The sequence below is a fragment of the Streptomyces sp. NPDC005262 genome, assembly GCF_042872425.1.
Taxonomy (GTDB): domain Bacteria; phylum Actinomycetota; class Actinomycetes; order Streptomycetales; family Streptomycetaceae; genus Streptomyces.
This window is the reverse complement of the sequence record NZ_JBIAKK010000008.1, coordinates 107,304-120,972: the sequence shown is the minus strand read 5'-3', so window position 1 is coordinate 120,972 and position 13,669 is coordinate 107,304. Positions and strand designations below refer to the sequence as shown.

General features: G+C 69.5%; 12 protein-coding genes and 1 pseudogene. 8 read left to right on the top strand and 5 right to left on the bottom strand.

All coding sequences use genetic code 11. The features are described from left to right. Nucleotides 1-168 precede the first annotated feature (168 nt). Together ACFYP5_RS21285 and ACFYP5_RS21280 are read right to left on the bottom strand one after the other, a co-directional pair. Nucleotides 169-597, bottom strand: a pseudogene (locus tag ACFYP5_RS21285) (glycoside hydrolase family 11 protein); the annotation flags it as partial. A gap of 52 nt (nucleotides 598-649) precedes the next feature. Further along, nucleotides 650-1,030 (bottom strand): tetratricopeptide repeat protein, encoded by a 381-nt coding sequence (locus ACFYP5_RS21280; protein ID WP_389038195.1) that lies wholly within the window; start codon nucleotides 1,028-1,030, stop codon nucleotides 650-652. 400 nt (nucleotides 1,031-1,430) lie between these two features. Between ACFYP5_RS21280 and ACFYP5_RS21275 the strand changes: the two genes are divergently transcribed. Genes ACFYP5_RS21275 through ACFYP5_RS21265 form a run of 3 tightly spaced genes read left to right on the top strand, consistent with a single transcriptional unit; the run spans nucleotide 1,431 to nucleotide 4,619 of the window. After that, nucleotides 1,431-2,321, top strand: a complete 891-nt coding sequence (locus ACFYP5_RS21275; RefSeq protein WP_389038192.1) for an alkaline phosphatase family protein — start codon at nucleotides 1,431-1,433, stop codon at nucleotides 2,319-2,321. Nucleotide 2,322: 1 nt separating this feature from the next. Then, a complete protein-coding gene (locus ACFYP5_RS21270; RefSeq protein WP_389038190.1) occupies nucleotides 2,323-3,603 on the top strand; it encodes an MFS transporter in 1,281 nt (426 codons plus the stop codon). Next, a complete protein-coding gene (locus ACFYP5_RS21265; protein ID WP_389038187.1) occupies nucleotides 3,600-4,619 on the top strand; it encodes a TolB family protein in 1,020 nt (339 codons plus the stop codon). Before ACFYP5_RS21270 ends, ACFYP5_RS21265 begins: the two co-directional genes overlap by 4 nt. A 461-nt stretch (nucleotides 4,620-5,080) precedes the next feature. Here ACFYP5_RS21265 and ACFYP5_RS21260 read toward each other — a convergent pair whose 3' ends face one another. After that, the gene (locus tag ACFYP5_RS21260) at nucleotides 5,081-5,668 is read right to left on the bottom strand and encodes a hypothetical protein (RefSeq protein ID WP_389038185.1); all 588 of its coding nucleotides are present in this window, start codon (nucleotides 5,666-5,668) and stop codon (nucleotides 5,081-5,083) included. 775 nt (nucleotides 5,669-6,443) lie between these two features. Between ACFYP5_RS21260 and ACFYP5_RS21255 the strand changes: the two genes are divergently transcribed. Continuing rightward, a complete protein-coding gene (locus tag ACFYP5_RS21255) occupies nucleotides 6,444-6,647 on the top strand; it encodes a hypothetical protein (RefSeq protein ID WP_389038182.1) in 204 nt (67 codons plus the stop codon). 433 nt (nucleotides 6,648-7,080) lie between these two features. On the opposite strand, the gene ACFYP5_RS21250 is transcribed toward ACFYP5_RS21255, so the two are convergent. Together ACFYP5_RS21250 and ACFYP5_RS21245 are read right to left on the bottom strand one after the other, a co-directional pair. Further along, nucleotides 7,081-7,533, bottom strand: coding sequence for a transglycosylase SLT domain-containing protein (locus ACFYP5_RS21250; RefSeq protein WP_389038666.1), 453 nt, complete (start codon nucleotides 7,531-7,533; stop codon nucleotides 7,081-7,083). Nucleotides 7,534-8,169: 636 nt separating this feature from the next. After that, nucleotides 8,170-9,390, bottom strand: a complete 1,221-nt coding sequence (locus ACFYP5_RS21245) for a cysteine desulfurase-like protein (protein WP_389038180.1) — start codon at nucleotides 9,388-9,390, stop codon at nucleotides 8,170-8,172. Nucleotides 9,391-9,767: 377 nt separating this feature from the next. Here ACFYP5_RS21245 and ACFYP5_RS21240 point away from each other — a divergent pair, with 377 nt between their 5' ends. From ACFYP5_RS21240 to ACFYP5_RS21225, 4 genes are read left to right on the top strand one after another with little or no spacing between them, the layout of a single operon-like run. Further along, the gene (locus ACFYP5_RS21240; protein ID WP_389038177.1) at nucleotides 9,768-11,426 is read left to right on the top strand and encodes an FAD-dependent oxidoreductase; all 1,659 of its coding nucleotides are present in this window, start codon (nucleotides 9,768-9,770) and stop codon (nucleotides 11,424-11,426) included. Beyond that, nucleotides 11,423-12,856 carry an ATP-binding protein gene (locus ACFYP5_RS21235; protein WP_389038174.1) on the top strand — a complete coding sequence of 478 codons (1,434 nt, stop codon included), beginning with the start codon at nucleotides 11,423-11,425 and terminating at the stop codon, nucleotides 12,854-12,856. Before ACFYP5_RS21240 ends, ACFYP5_RS21235 begins: the two co-directional genes overlap by 4 nt. A 20-nt stretch (nucleotides 12,857-12,876) precedes the next feature. Beyond that, nucleotides 12,877-13,467: an AMP-binding protein gene (locus ACFYP5_RS21230; RefSeq protein ID WP_389038171.1), complete on the top strand. Its 591-nt coding sequence runs from the start codon at nucleotides 12,877-12,879 to the stop codon at nucleotides 13,465-13,467. 5 nt (nucleotides 13,468-13,472) lie between these two features. After that, nucleotides 13,473-13,598, top strand: coding sequence for a hypothetical protein (locus tag ACFYP5_RS21225; RefSeq protein WP_389038168.1), 126 nt, complete (start codon nucleotides 13,473-13,475; stop codon nucleotides 13,596-13,598). Nucleotides 13,599-13,669 lie beyond the last annotated feature (71 nt).

Here is a 13,669-nt window from a genome sequence, read left to right as displayed (position 1 = left end):
AGCGCCGGCCCCCCCCCCCGCGCCCACCCCCCCCGCCACCGCGGCGGCGCCCGCCCCCCACGGGGGGCCCACCCCCCCCCCGGGGGGGGGGCCCCCCCCGGCGGGCGGGGGGGGGGGGGGGGGGCCTGGGCCCCCCCCGCCACAGGTGCGGGGTGTCGGGTGTTCAGGTCAACTCGCGCTGCGGGAGACCGTCGGCCAGGTCCAGGTGCCGTCGGTCCGGATCGTCACACCCCGCTTGTTGCCGAATTCGTCAGGGGCGGGGACGAGTACCCGGCCGATGGGCCACGTGGCATCGATGACGGGTCCGGTCGGCCTTCTCGGCGGACGGGACATTCATCCGCTCACCGTTATATTGGAGTTCCCACTGCTCTGATATCCCTCCGTCGCGAGGATCATGTAGTAATTAAAGCTACCCATGGGCATTCCATGGCCTGCCCACGCGTCGAAGTGGTTTCCAGTGGTGATGGTCCCACCCGTCCTCTTCGACTGCCGGACACTCCAGTACTGATTGAAGGTCTTGGTGCCTTCGACGGACGGGGCGTTGGTTCGCGTGGTCTGGTAGATGTCGTACGTGCCGCCGTCGCTGGTGCCAGTAATTTCGAAAGTTTCGGAGATTTTCCCGATCATCCAAGCACAGCCGGGAGCAGCCTCAACCGGCGAGTCGGGGGGGTGAATTGCCTGGATGCCTGAGGGCAAGGAGGTCCCGTGCGGTCATCGTGTCCGCGGCCCTCATGTGCGGCGCGGCCTCGGAGCAGCGGTGCTGGCGCTCCAGGACGCGGGCGAGCGCGAGGTGGGCGGAGGGGTGGGCGGGCTCGGCGCGCAGGACCTGGCGCAGTTCCGCCTCGGCCAGGGAAAGCTGCGCCGTGTAGTAGTACGAACGAGCGAGGAGCATCCGGAGGTCAAGGTTGCGGGGCGCGGCGGCAACCAGATCCTTGAGGACCCGGGAAGCCGCGCGGTAACGCTGGGATTCGAAGAGACGGCTCGCGTACTGCCGCCGCTCGTTCCAGCTCGCTCCCTGTATACCGACCATCACGTTCTCCGTTCACTGCACGAGCATGCGTTCTGCGGTGCAGGCACCTGACACCCACGGCTTGCCGGGGCGCGAGGGCCCATGGGCCCTACCGGTGATTCAAACTTCATTGAAGTTTGAATCATTCCCATGCGGTTTTCGCCCCCGGGAAGGAACCCCGGACGGGGTGCCGTGGGGCGGCTCACCCCTCCACGGGCCTCGGGGAGACCGCGGCACGTGCGGCGCCTGAGCCTCGTGCCCGGTGAGCGTTACGGGTCGCAGTCGCCGGCAGGAAAACCGTGCGCAGGGGATCGTTCACCCGATCTTCATGCCCCTTGCGCGAAGCGGTACGCCGGATACATCTTGGCGTGAGCATGCTCTGTCTGCACCGCCCCCGTCACTCCCCCACCGGAGGTTCCCAGTGCCCGGCAGATCCGTGTTCCGCCGCAGTCGCACCGCCCTCACCTGCGCCCTGACCCTCACCGCTGTTGCCGCCGTCGGCCTGTGGACCGGCATCGGCGCCTCCTCGTCCGCCCAGGCCGCGGCGGGCGTGCCAACTCCCGACCACGTGATCGTCGTGGTCTTCGAGAACCACGGCTACAGCCAGGTCATCGGCTCCTCCAGCGCCCCGTACATCAACTCGCTGAAGAGCGGCGGCGCCAACCTGAGCGCCTCGTACGCCGAGACACACCCCAGCCAGCCCAACTACTTCGCCCTGTTCTCCGGCTCCACGCAGGGCATCACGGACGACAGCTGCTACAGTCCCGGCTTCTCCGGCAAGCCCAACCTCGCATCCGAGCTGATCGCCGCGGGCAAGACCTGGGCGAGCTACAACGAGACGCTTCCCAGCCAGGGTTCGACCACGTGCAGCAGTGGCAGCTACGCCCGCAAGCACAACCCGTGGTTCGGCTTCAGCAACGTCCCCACCTCTTCCGCGTACACCTTCCAGCAGTTCCCCACCGACTACACGAAACTGCCGCAGGTCTCCTTCGTCGTCCCGAACCTGTGCAGCGACATGCACGACTGCTCGGTCTCGACCGGTGACACCTGGCTGAAGAACAACCTCGGCGCCTACGCAACCTGGGCGAAGACCCACAACAGCCTCCTCGTCGTCACCTTCGACGAGGACAACCGGCTCAGCGGCAACCGCATCCCCACGGTGCTCTACGGCCAGCAGGTGACCCCGGGCTCCACGTCCTCAACGACGTACAACCACTACGACCTGCTGCGCACGCTCGAGGACATGCACGGCCTCGGCCACGCGGGCAACGCGGCGTCCGCCAAGGACATCACCGGGGTCTGGGTGTCCTGACATGTACGTAGCGGACAGCCGCGCCGCCCGCGCGGGGTCCGCCGAGCGCGCCGCCGGGTCGGGCACTCCCCCGGCCCGGCGGCGTGTGGCGGTCGCCCCCACGGTGCTGGCGCTCGGCACGGTCAGTCTGATCACCGACGTGTCATCGGAGATGGTGACGGCGGTCCTGCCGCTCTACCTGGTGGCCGGGCTAGGCCTCAGCCCGCTCGGCTTCGGGCTCCTGGACGGCGTCTACAACGGTGTCTCGGCGCTGGTGCGGCTGGTCGGCGGCCACTTCGCGGACCGGGGCGGCGGGCGCCACAAGCCCGTCGCGGTCATCGGCTACGGCCTCTCGGCGCTGTGCAAACCCCTTCTCCTCATCGCCCACACCCTCACTCCCATAGGCCTCGTCCTGGCGGCCGACCGCACGGGCAAGGGCCTGCGCACCGCGCCGCGCGACGCTCTGATCTCCTTGTCATCACCACCGGAGGCCCGCGGCCGTGCCTTCGGTGTCCACCGTGCGATGGACACCGCGGGCGCCCTGCTCGGTCCGCTCGCCGCCTTCCTCATCCTGCGGGCCACGGTCGACGGCTACGACGCGGTGTTCACGGTGAGCTTCTGCGTCGCGGTGGTCGGAGTGCTGGTGCTGGTCCTCTTCGTGCCGGGCGGTGCCGCCGCACGCCGTAACGACCAGGCGTCCCAGCGGCCCCGCACCACGCTCCGAGCCGCCATCGCCCTCCTGCGTCAGCCCGGCATCCGGCGCATCTGCATCTGCGCGCTGCTGCTCGGCCTTGCGACCGTCAGCGACTCGTTCGTCTACCTGCTGCTCCAGCGCCGTCTCGGCGTGCCCGACCGCTGGTTCGCGCTGCTGCCGATCGGGACCGCCGCCGCCTTCCTGCTGCTCGCCCTGCCACTGGGGCGGCTCGCGGATCGGGTGGGTCCCTGGCGGGTGTTCCTCGCCGGCCACGGGGCACTGCTCGCCGCGTACGGCCTGCTGCTCTCGTCCTGGCACGGCACGGCGCTCCCGTACGTCGTGCTCGTCCTGCACGGTTCGTTCTACGCGGCCACGGACGGCATTCTCATGGCGGCGGCGTCGGAGAGCGTGCCCGAGGAACTGCGTTCGTCGGGGCTCGCCCTGGTGCAGACCGGGCAGGCCGTCGCCCGGTTCGTCTGCTCGCTGGCCTTCGGCGCCGCGTGGACGGCGTGGGGCGACCGCACGGCGCTGCTGGCATCCGCGGCGACGCTCGCCGTGTGCGCCGTCTTCTCGTTCCGTCTTGGCCCGACCGCGAAGGTTCCCGCATGACGAACGCCCGTACCAAGCTGCTCGTCCTCGTCTGCGCGGTCGCCGTGCTCGCGGCGGTCGCCACGGCCTCCGTGCTGCACGCCGCCGCGCGCTCCGAACGGCGTGACGTGGCTCGGCCGGGCGGCCCGCGGGTCGCCGCGGGCCGGGTCACGCTCACCGACACGCGGCGGATCGTGTTCCGGAACATGGCGTGGGGGCCGCACCGCGACGAACTGACGACGGTTCCGGCGGCGGCGCCCACCGGTACCCGCACGGCGTCGGGCGTCAAGTGCCTGCGTTTCTACGCGGCTTCGGGCACCGGAGTCTGCCTCCAGGCCGTGCACGGGGCGGTGCAGGACAGCTATCGGGCCACGATCCTCGACACGCATCTCAGGGAACGGGCGCACTACGAGATCCCCGGCATTCCCTCCCGGGCCCGGGTCTCCCCCAGCGGGCGGCTGGCGGCCTGGACGGTCTTCGTAGGCGGCGACAGCTACGCCGGCACGAACTTCTCCACCCGCGCGGCAATCCTCGACACCCGCACCGGCAAGCTCACCCCGAGCCTGGAGGGCTTCGCGATACGCGAGAACGGCCACCGCTACCGGGCCGCCGACGTCAACTTCTGGGGCGTCACCTTCGCGGCCGACGACCGGCACTTCTACGCGACGCTCGCCACCAAGGGCAGCACGTATCTGGTACGGGGCGACCTGCGCACACAGACGCTCACCACGCTCCGGCCGAACGTGGAGTGTCCCTCCCTCTCCCCCGACGGCACCCGCATCGCCTACAAGAGCCGCGACAAGGGCCTGCCTGCCGACGCCCCGTGGCGACTGCACGTCATGGATCTGCGCACGCTCAGGGACCATCCCTTGGCCGAAAGCCGCAGCGTGGACGACCAGGCGGTCTGGCAGGACGACACCACTCTCACGTACGCACTGCCGGGCGACTACGGCGCGGACCTCTACGCGGTGGCGGCCGACGGCGGCGGCGCCCCGCACCGCGTTCTGACGGCGGCGGTGTCCCCGGCGTACCTGTGAACGAACGAAAGCCTCGGCTGACGGATCCGGCCTGCGCCGGAAACGATCCACGTCCGGCGGCTCACCCCCGGGCACTCCGCCACGCAGCCACTCGGACAGCCTCGCTACGAAAGGGTGGTTCACTTCTGCGCCAGTGCCTCCGTGCACTCCTGGGCGCACCTCCCCGGACCACGGTTCGGACCCCTTTCGATGTATTCCGCAGGTCCGCACCGCAAGGTGCTCGGGGAACCACGGGCACGGGGGCCGGAGTCAGGTCGGCAGGACCGCAGCCGGCTGGGGCCGCCTTGCCGCGACACGCGGGAAACCCGGTGAACACCTATTATCGCGTAGAGGGTGTATCGGGCGCGGTCCGAGCATGTGCCGTCCCGAACGGTGCGTCCATCGCGAAGTCTCCCCCGTACGCCGGAAACCCCGGCCCGATTCCGACGAGCCGGAGTTTCCATGTTGGGCGGGTGGAGCTGTTACCACTTGTCGCCGTAGCCGTAGTGGTCCCTGACCACGCGGAAGCTGCCCACGACGCCGTTGCGGACCTTCACGCCACCGCGGACCTTGCGGGTGAAGACACCGTTGCTGGTGCTCCAGGGGCCGACCGTGGCGACCGGCGAGCCGTTGTCGCAGGTCGCCCCGCGGAAGAGCTCTACAGTCCGGCGGCTGTCGTTGCGGACGTTGAAGCTCCGCGAGCCCAGACCGCTGACCACGGTGATGCAGCCGTCCGGGTGGGCGGAGTAGGAGCGCTCGTTGATGTGGATCCGGCCTTCGTACTTGTAGCCGCCGTGGCCACCACCGTAGCCACCGCCACCGCCACCCCCGTAGCCGCCTCCCTCGTTGCCCTTCCCGCCCGCGATTCCGCCTTCGTTGCCGCCTTCGTTGCCGCCTGCGCCACCGAGCGGAGCCGCCGCAGGGGCACCCTGCTGGACGGCCGGCGCGGCCTGCTGGACGGACGGGGCGGCCTGGGGGGAACCAGCGGCCGATGCATAGGTGATACCAGTAGTTGCGAGGACCGCGGCGCCCACTGCGGCGGCGGTCACGGCGACGGTACGCGTCGTCATGTCATTCTCCCTTGTCTCTGAGGGTCGGCCGGACAACCGGCCTGAATTAAAAGTACTTATGGGGTCTTTACCTGTCATATCGGATACATCGAAAGCGTGACACCAGAGGGCCGAACGGGGTACGAAAAGCCGGTGCCGCACACGCGTCACAGACATGACCCTCCGCCAATACGCAGGAAAACAGGCCTACTTGGGAGACGATTAGGCCTTCCGGGCGACTCCATGACACCCACTCACCCTCTCAGCCCCTGAACACCCGTCATGGACACCCGCCCCGCACCGGCCGATCGCATCCCTTTCGCGTACCAAGAGGGTGTCGACACACCAGGCATGCCCGCCTGCACCACCACGGCCACCCGTCGACGAGCGCCCGCCGAGCCGGCCTGACGGCGCGGCTTCGGCCGGGGCGTCGGTAGAGCGTCTGGCGGATCCATCGCGCGCGAGGGGGTCGCTTCACTTCGAGAACGCGTGTCTCTTACGTCCCCTATGCACCGATGTGCTAGACAATTCCAGTAATCCGGTGCCCCACGCCGGACCCGCGGGACGGCCCTGACATCACATCGATGACGACGTCAGGGCCGTCACCATCCGGCGACGCGGCTGCATGGCCCAGCAGAACGGTGAATACCTGTGGGTGCCGGGGGCCGGGTTCCGGCCACATACGGCAGTGCCGAAGGCGTCAACGGTCCGCAGGAGCTGGGGCATGTGCCTTCGGGTGGAGCGTCCGCCGGGCGGGTGACGGAAAGCCGTTGGACGGGCCTGGCCGACACGGGCCATGATCCGCAATCGTGATGACGCCGAAGCAGTTCCTGGTCCACTGGCAGCTCGGATCGTCACCACCGTGCCCGGCGCCTCCATGAAGGACAGCTTCGCCGACCTCGACCTGACGGAGGCCGGCTTCCATGTGCTGTTCGAGGCGCAGTGGATCCACCGTCCGGCGAGTGCGCCCATCCCACCTCGGGTCCTGCCTGGCGCGTAAGGGCTGTCCCGTAATCCCTGGTTGATCAGCGCGCGGCGTCGGATGCGGTGCATCGCAAGGCGGAGGGGCGTCCTCGTGCTGGACGTATTCGGGCGTTCCGACAACGCAGCGAGGTGCCGTAGCTGTTGTGCGCCCGCCAGGGATTACGGGACAGCCCTGCGGGTCGATGCATCCGGATCAGCTCCGCGTGCACGCTGCTGCGGGCGCTGTTCTCCGGAATCCGCGCAGGGCCGGGGGCCGCTGTCCACGGCTGCGGTGCGCCGGTACGTCCGTGCGTCACGGGCTCGGGGCGTGCCGTGGGTGGCTGCGGGAACGGCTGCCGTCGGCTGGCCGGTCGCGGGGGCGCGGCCTGCGGTTCTGTGCCCGGTGGGTCTTGTTCGGGCGCTGGTCGCCCGGGACCTGCTGGGCGACCGGGGTGCTTCGTCGGGCCGGATCAGTAGGCCGAGTTGACGTTGTCGATCGAGCCGTAGCGGTGTGCGGCGTAGTTGGCGGAGGCCGTGATGTTGGCGACCGGGTCGTAGATGTTCTGGGAGGTGCCGGCGACGTGGTAGGTGTTGAAGGTGGGGTCGATGACCTGCATCAGGCCCTTGGAGGGGATGCCCTTCACGGCGTTGGAGTCCCAGTTGTTGATGGCGTTGGGGTTGCCGGAGGACTCGCGCATCAGGTTCTTGCGGATGCCCTCGTAGGTGCCCGGGATGCCCTTCTTGTGCATGACCTCGAGTGCCTGGTTGATCCAGGCGTCGACGTTGCCGCCGGACTGGGTGGGGGTGGCGGCCGAGGCGGCCGGGGCGCTGACGACGGTGCCGGCCATGACGGCGGCGCCGGCTGCGACCATGCCCAGCGAGATCTTCTTGGTCTTGGTCATGCGGGCGAACTTCTTGGGCATCGCGGTGATCTGCACGTGGTAATTCCTGTTCTGTCGGGAGGTGATGCCAAGAATTGTTAGGGGAGGAGGAAACCCGGGTCAATGCCCACTTTTTACTACCGATATTCGTACCCGGTATTGAAAAGGGTCGGGAAGCGCCTTCGGAGCGTGCAATCCGGGCCCGGCGGCCTACTACTCGACTTCGGAGTGACGCCGGTCATATGGCTCACCCCACACGGCAAATGCCTCAAATAGGCATGAAAGTGACCCAGATCATGTGGCCTGCGTCATATCGAGAACACTTTATTCGCTCGCCGTAATAATGGATAAGCATTCCGTATCTGCGCAGGGGAAGGGTCGGTTATTCGCGCGAAACGGCAGGGAACCCCGGCCTTTGGCCGTGCCCACCCGATCCGATGGCGGCACACCAGGCGGACGCTGCAGAAAAACTGATTCGGCGCCGCGCGGTCGTGCGCACGGACGGGCCGGAGAAAGCCGGGGAGACCGAGCGGGAGTGGACACGGACCCGCATCGGTGCGCCGCGCAGGGCTCGGGGCTGCGATGGCCTTCTGAGCCCGTACGCAGTCACACGACGGATCGGCCTCCCACCGCGCGCCCTACCGGTGGAGGCCTTGCTCGTCCTTGGGCGCCACCGGGTCAGCCGATGACGGGCGGGGTACCGAGGAAGCCGGACAGCGCATCCAGCAACCGATCGACGTCCTCGTCGCTGCTGTAGGGGGCCAGGCCGATCCGCAGCCCGCCCTCGTCGCCCAGCCCGAGGCGGCGGGATGCCTCCAGCGCGTAGAAGGATCCGGCCGGAGCGTCGACGCCGTGCTCCGCCAGGTATTGCGAGGCGGCGGTCGCACTGTGGTCCGCCAGAGTGAGCAGCAGGGTCGGGGTGCGCCGGGCGGCCCGGGAGTGCACGGTGACGCCGCCGAGGGCGGCCAGCCCCTGTTCGATACGGGCCCGCAGGGCGTCCTCGTGGGCCTCGATCGCCGCGAAGGCGGTGATCAGCCGTTCCCGGCGGCTGCCCTCGGCCGCCGGGGCCAGACCGGCGAGGAAGTCCACCGCCGCGTGGGCCCCGGCCAGCAGCTCGTACGGCAGGGTGCCCAGCTCGAAGCGCTCGGGAACCGCGTCGGTGGAGGGCAGCAGCTTGTCCGGCCGCAGCGTCTCCAGCATTTCGGGACGGCCTGCCAGCACGCCCAGGTGCGGGCCGAGGAATTTGTACGGCGAGCAGACCAGGAAGTCCGCGCCGAGGCCGGGCAGGTCGACGACGGCGTGCGAGGCGTAATGCACGGCGTCCACATGCAGGAGGGAACCGGCCCGGTGCACCAGGTCGGCGACAGCGGGGATGTCGGGGCGGGTGCCGATGAGGTTCGACGCTGCGGTGACGGCCACGAGACGGGTGCGCCCGGAGAGCACCCCGGCGATGTCCTCGGTCGTCAGCTCGCCGGTGGCCGCGTCGAAGTCCGCCCATCGGACGGTGGCTCCGACGGCCTCTGCCGCCTGGATCCAGGGACGGATGTTGGCATCGTGATCGAGTCGGCTGACGACCACCTCGTCGCCCGGGCCCCAGTTCTTGGCCAGGGTGCGGGACAGGTCGTAGGTGAGCTGGGTGGCGCTGCGGCCGAACACGATGCCCCGCGGATCGGCGCCCAGCAGGTCCGCCAGCGCGCGGCGGGCGCCGGCCACGATCGCCTCCGCGTTGCGCTCGCCCTCGGTGGTACGTCCCCGGTTGGCCAGCGGGTTGGCCAGCGCATCCATGAGGGCGTCGATCACCGGTTGCGGTGTCTGGGTGCCTCCTGGGGCGTCGAAGCGGGCAGTGCCGGACTTCAGGGCGGGGATCTGCGCGCGGACCGCGCCGACGTCGAAGGCCATGCGTACTCCTCTGGGCGAAGGGCGTGCGAAGCCGCGGGCGGCTCCGGGCGGCAGGTGCCGGGAAACAGCGCCACCGGTGCGGGAGCACTGCCCCGCAGCCGGCCGCGGTACGCGCCGCGACCGGCTGCGGGCTCCAGCGCGTTCGCTGGTGGTGATTCGGAATTCCACCACACGGCCGGCGCCCGACTCGGAGCGGTTCCGGCCGGTGCAGGACGTACCTGCAGCCTGCCGGGTCCGTTTCGGGCGGCGCGGCATCGCACGTGCCTCCGGGGGACCCCGATCGATGGAGGGCGCCGGGTGGCGGGCCCGCCGCATCTGCCCCGCAGGCACGCCGGCTGCGGCCGTCATTTCCTGGCCTTTGCGGCAATGATGGATACATGCCGAACCCGACGATCCTGACTGTCGACGACGACCCGGCAGTCTCCCGGGCGGTCGCCCGCGACATCCGGCGGCAGTACGGCGACCGCTACCGCATCCTGCGCGCGCTCTCCGGCCGCGATGCCCTGGAAGCACTGCGTGAGCTCAAGCTCCGTGGCGATCCGCTCGCGCTCATGCTCGCCGACTACCGCATGCCGCAGATGAACGGCATCGAGTTCCTCGAGGCGGCCATGGACCTCTTTCCGCTCGCCCGTCGCGTGCTGCTGACTGCCTACTCGGACACGGAAGCGGCCATCGACGCCATCAACGTCGTGGACCTCGACCACTATCTCCTCAAACCCTGGAGCCCGCCGGAGGAGCACCTGTATCCGGTGATCGACACGCTGCTGGACCTGTGGCACGCCACGCCTGATCCAGGAGACATCGAGACCCGCGTGGTCGGGCACCGTTGGTCCGCTCCCTCCTTCACGGTCCGCGACTTCCTCACGCGCAATCTCGTCCCCTATCGCTGGTTGTTGTCCGACGAGCCGGAGGGCGAGCGCCTGCTGGCTGCCGCGGGGCTGTCCGCGGCCGATGTACCGCTGGTTGTCACCCCGGACGGAAAAACTCTGGTCTCCCCCACCGAGCGGGAGCTCGCAGCGCAGGTCGGACTCAGTACCGTTCCGGCCTCGGACTTCTACGACCTGGTGGTGGTCGGTGGGGGGCCGGCCGGTCTGGGAGCCGCTGTCTACGGCGCTTCGGAGGGACTACGTACGGTGCTGGTGGAGCAGCAGGCGACCGGCGGGCAGGCCGGTCAGAGCAGCCGTATCGAGAACTACCTCGGCTTCCCCGACGGCGTCTCCGGTTCCCAGCTGACCGAGCGGGCCCGCCGCCAGGCGCTGAAGTTCGGGGCGGAGATCCTCAGCGCGCAGCAGGCTGTCGCGCTGGAGGTGGCGGGATCGGGCCGGGTACTGCGCCTGGGTCCGGAGAGCTCCATCGCCGCGCACACCGTGGTCCTCGCCACCGGGGTGTCCTACCGGCGGCTGGCCGCCACCGGGCTGGAGGAGTTCACGGGCGCGGGTGTCTTCTACGGGTCCGCCGTCACCGAGGCGCCCAGCTGCTCCGGGGAGGACGTGTACATCGTCGGCGGCGCCAACTCCGCGGGGCAGGCGGCGGTGTATTTCTCACGCTACGCACGGCGTGTTCACGTCCTCATCCGCCAAGGCGATCTGAGCCGTTCGATGTCCAGCTATCTGGTCGACCAGATCAACGGCATCTCCAACATCGACATCCATCCGTGGACCGAGGTGGTCGGCGCCGAGGGCGAAGGGCACCTGGAGCAGTTGTCCCTCCGTGAGAGCCGGTCCGGTGCCGTGCGCACCGTTGCCGCGTCGTGGCTGTTCATCTTCATCGGGGCCGAGCCGCATACGGAGTGGCTGGCGGGGGTGGTCACCCGCGATCAGCGCGGATTCGTGGTGACCGGCCCCGACCTGGTGGCCGGAGGGGAGCGGCCGACCGGGTGGCGGCTGCCGAGGGATCCTTACCACCTGGAGTCGAGCGTGCCCGGTGTATTCGCCGCGGGGGATGTGCGCTCCTCCTCGGTCAAACGTGTCGCGTCGGCCGTCGGCGAGGGAGCCATGGCCGTCGCGCTGGTGCACCGCTATCTGGAGGCGCAGTGACCACATCAGCACATCTGTCACCGGCCCAGTTGCGGACTCTGTTCCTGTTCGAGGATCTCAGCGATGAGCAGCTCGGCTGGCTGGCGGAGCGCGGCCGCGCGGAGCAACAGGCTGCCGGGAGCGTGGTGTACGCGGAGGGCGAGCGGGCCACGTGCTTCTTCGTGCTGCTCAGCGGAGCGATCGCGCTCAGCCGTGTGCTGCACGGCGACGAGGTGGAGGTCACCCGCACCGATCAACGCGGTGTCTACAGCGGGGCGACTCGCGCGTACCTCGGGGACCGCGTCGAGCAGCGGTACCCCCACACCATGCGGGCCGTCACCGATGCCGAGTTCTTCGTACTCCCCGCCGATGATTTCGCGGGCGCGATCGCCACATGGTTCCCGATGGCACTTCACCTGCTGGAGGGCCTGTTCTTCGGTTCGCGTGCGGCCAATGCCATCGTCAATGAACGCGAGCGGCTGCTGGCTCTGGCGTCTCTGTCGGCAGGGCTCACACATGAGCTGAACAATCCTGCGGCAGCCGCGGTACGGGCCACCGCGGCTCTGCGGGAGCGAGTGACCGCAATGCGCCACAAGCTGGCCATGATCGCTGACGGCCGGCTGGACGGAAGTGAGCTGCATCGTCTCGTGGAGCTGCAGGACGACGCGGCTCGACAGGCCGCTGCGGCTTCCGGCATGTCGGCGCTGGCCGCTGCGGACGCGGAGGACACGGTCGGCGACTGGCTCGAGGAACGCGGGGTCACGGAGGCGTGGCAGCTTGCACCGACTCTGGTCGCCGCGGAAATCGGCGTGCCGTGGCTGACCTCGGTGGCCGACACCATCGGTGAGGACAATCTCGGTTCCACGGTGAGGTGGCTGGCGTACACCATCGACGCGGAACTGCTGATGGGTGAGATCGATGACGCCGTGACCCGCATCTCGGGGCTGGTCGGCGCCGCACAGCAGTACGCGCAGCTGGACCGGGCGCCGCAGCAGACCGTGGATGTGCACACGTTGCTCGATGCCACGTTGACGATGCTGCGGGCGAAGATCCCGTCCGGTGTCGAGGTGGTCAAGGACTACGACCGTGAACTACCGCCGATCCTGGCCTTCGGAGCCGAGCTGAATCAGGTGTGGACCAACCTGATCATCAACGCAGTCGACGCCATGCCTGCCGGGGGCACGCTGACGATCCGGACGTGGCGGGAGGATGCCCACCTGCTCGTGGAGGTGGCCGACACCGGCACAGGGATTCCGTCCGACATCAGGCCCAGGATCTTCGAGCCCTTCTTCACCACCAAACCGGTCGGTGAGGGCACTGGGCTGGGGCTGGACATCACCTACCGCATCGTGGTCAACAAACATCACGGGGACATCCGGGTCTCCTCACAGCCGGGCGACACTCGCTTCAAGGTGTGTCTGCCCATCGAACCGCAGGACGAGGGGCCCTGACGGCGCCGCAGGTGGACCCGGTGGCACCCCGCCCGCTTTCGGACAGGTATCTGCGGAGCTCCGTCCGCTGCGAGACGGAATGTCCCCACCGGGCCCGCAGATACGCGCCACAGCCGCTTGGTCCAGACCAGCAGTTCGCCTCCCTCAGCTTCGACACCCACGCCGAGGAGATCTTTCCCGCACTCACGGCCGGGGCCCTCCTGGTCGTCGTGGGAGCCGATGGCGCGCTCCCCGACGAGCTGGCGGACGGGCACGGCAGTGGACCGACCGTCCTCGATCTGCCCACTCCCTACTGGCACCGGCTCGTCGACGACATCGACGCCCTCGCCTGGCCCGAGGGGCTGCGGCTACTGATCCTCGGTGCGGACCAGGTGCAGCAGACGGCGCTCGCCCGCCGGCAGGCACGCTTCGGGTCCAGGGTGCGGGTCGTCAACTCGTACGGGCCGACCGAGACCACCGTCATCGCCACCGCCATCGCTCTCGGCCCGGACGACGCGGCTCAACGGCCGCCCATCGGCCGTCCGCTGAGCCGGGCCACGGTGACCGTCCGCGACGCACACGGGCAACTCCTGCCCCGCGGCGCCGCAGGGGTCAGCCGCCGGCGGAGATAGGCCGGATGGCCGTCTCACGGCTGATGCGGCTGCTGGAGCGCCACACTGTGGGCAATCCGCACAAGGAGCTCGCCACCCATCTCGTACTGCGTGGTTCGACGGGGCCCGCGTCGCGCGTCCGACCTCTGTAACGGCCTGCTGCCGAGTCCGGCCGCCTCGATGAGACGAACGATGGGGCCGGGCCGCGCCCCGGGGCCCGCCG

Bases quoted from the DNA above. Each gene is read 5' to 3' on its own strand.
- ACFYP5_RS21280 (WP_389038195.1), bottom strand. From the start codon at position 1,030: ATGGTCGGTATACAGGGAGCGAGCTGGAACGAGCGGCGGCAGTACGCG.
- ACFYP5_RS21245 (WP_389038180.1), bottom strand. From the start codon at position 9,390: ATGGCCTTCGACGTCGGCGCGGTCCGCGCGCAGATCCCCGCCCTGAAG.
- ACFYP5_RS21250 (WP_389038666.1), bottom strand. From the start codon at position 7,533: ATGCCCAAGAAGTTCGCCCGCATGACCAAGACCAAGAAGATCTCGCTG.
- ACFYP5_RS21270 (WP_389038190.1), top strand. From the start codon at position 2,323: ATGTACGTAGCGGACAGCCGCGCCGCCCGCGCGGGGTCCGCCGAGCGC.
- ACFYP5_RS21240 (WP_389038177.1), top strand. From the start codon at position 9,768: ATGCCGAACCCGACGATCCTGACTGTCGACGACGACCCGGCAGTCTCC.
- ACFYP5_RS21255 (WP_389038182.1), top strand. From the start codon at position 6,444: ATGATCCGCAATCGTGATGACGCCGAAGCAGTTCCTGGTCCACTGGCA.
- ACFYP5_RS21265 (WP_389038187.1), top strand. From the start codon at position 3,600: ATGACGAACGCCCGTACCAAGCTGCTCGTCCTCGTCTGCGCGGTCGCC.
- ACFYP5_RS21225 (WP_389038168.1), top strand. From the start codon at position 13,473: ATGGCCGTCTCACGGCTGATGCGGCTGCTGGAGCGCCACACTGTGGGC.
- ACFYP5_RS21260 (WP_389038185.1), bottom strand. From the start codon at position 5,668: ATGACGACGCGTACCGTCGCCGTGACCGCCGCCGCAGTGGGCGCCGCG.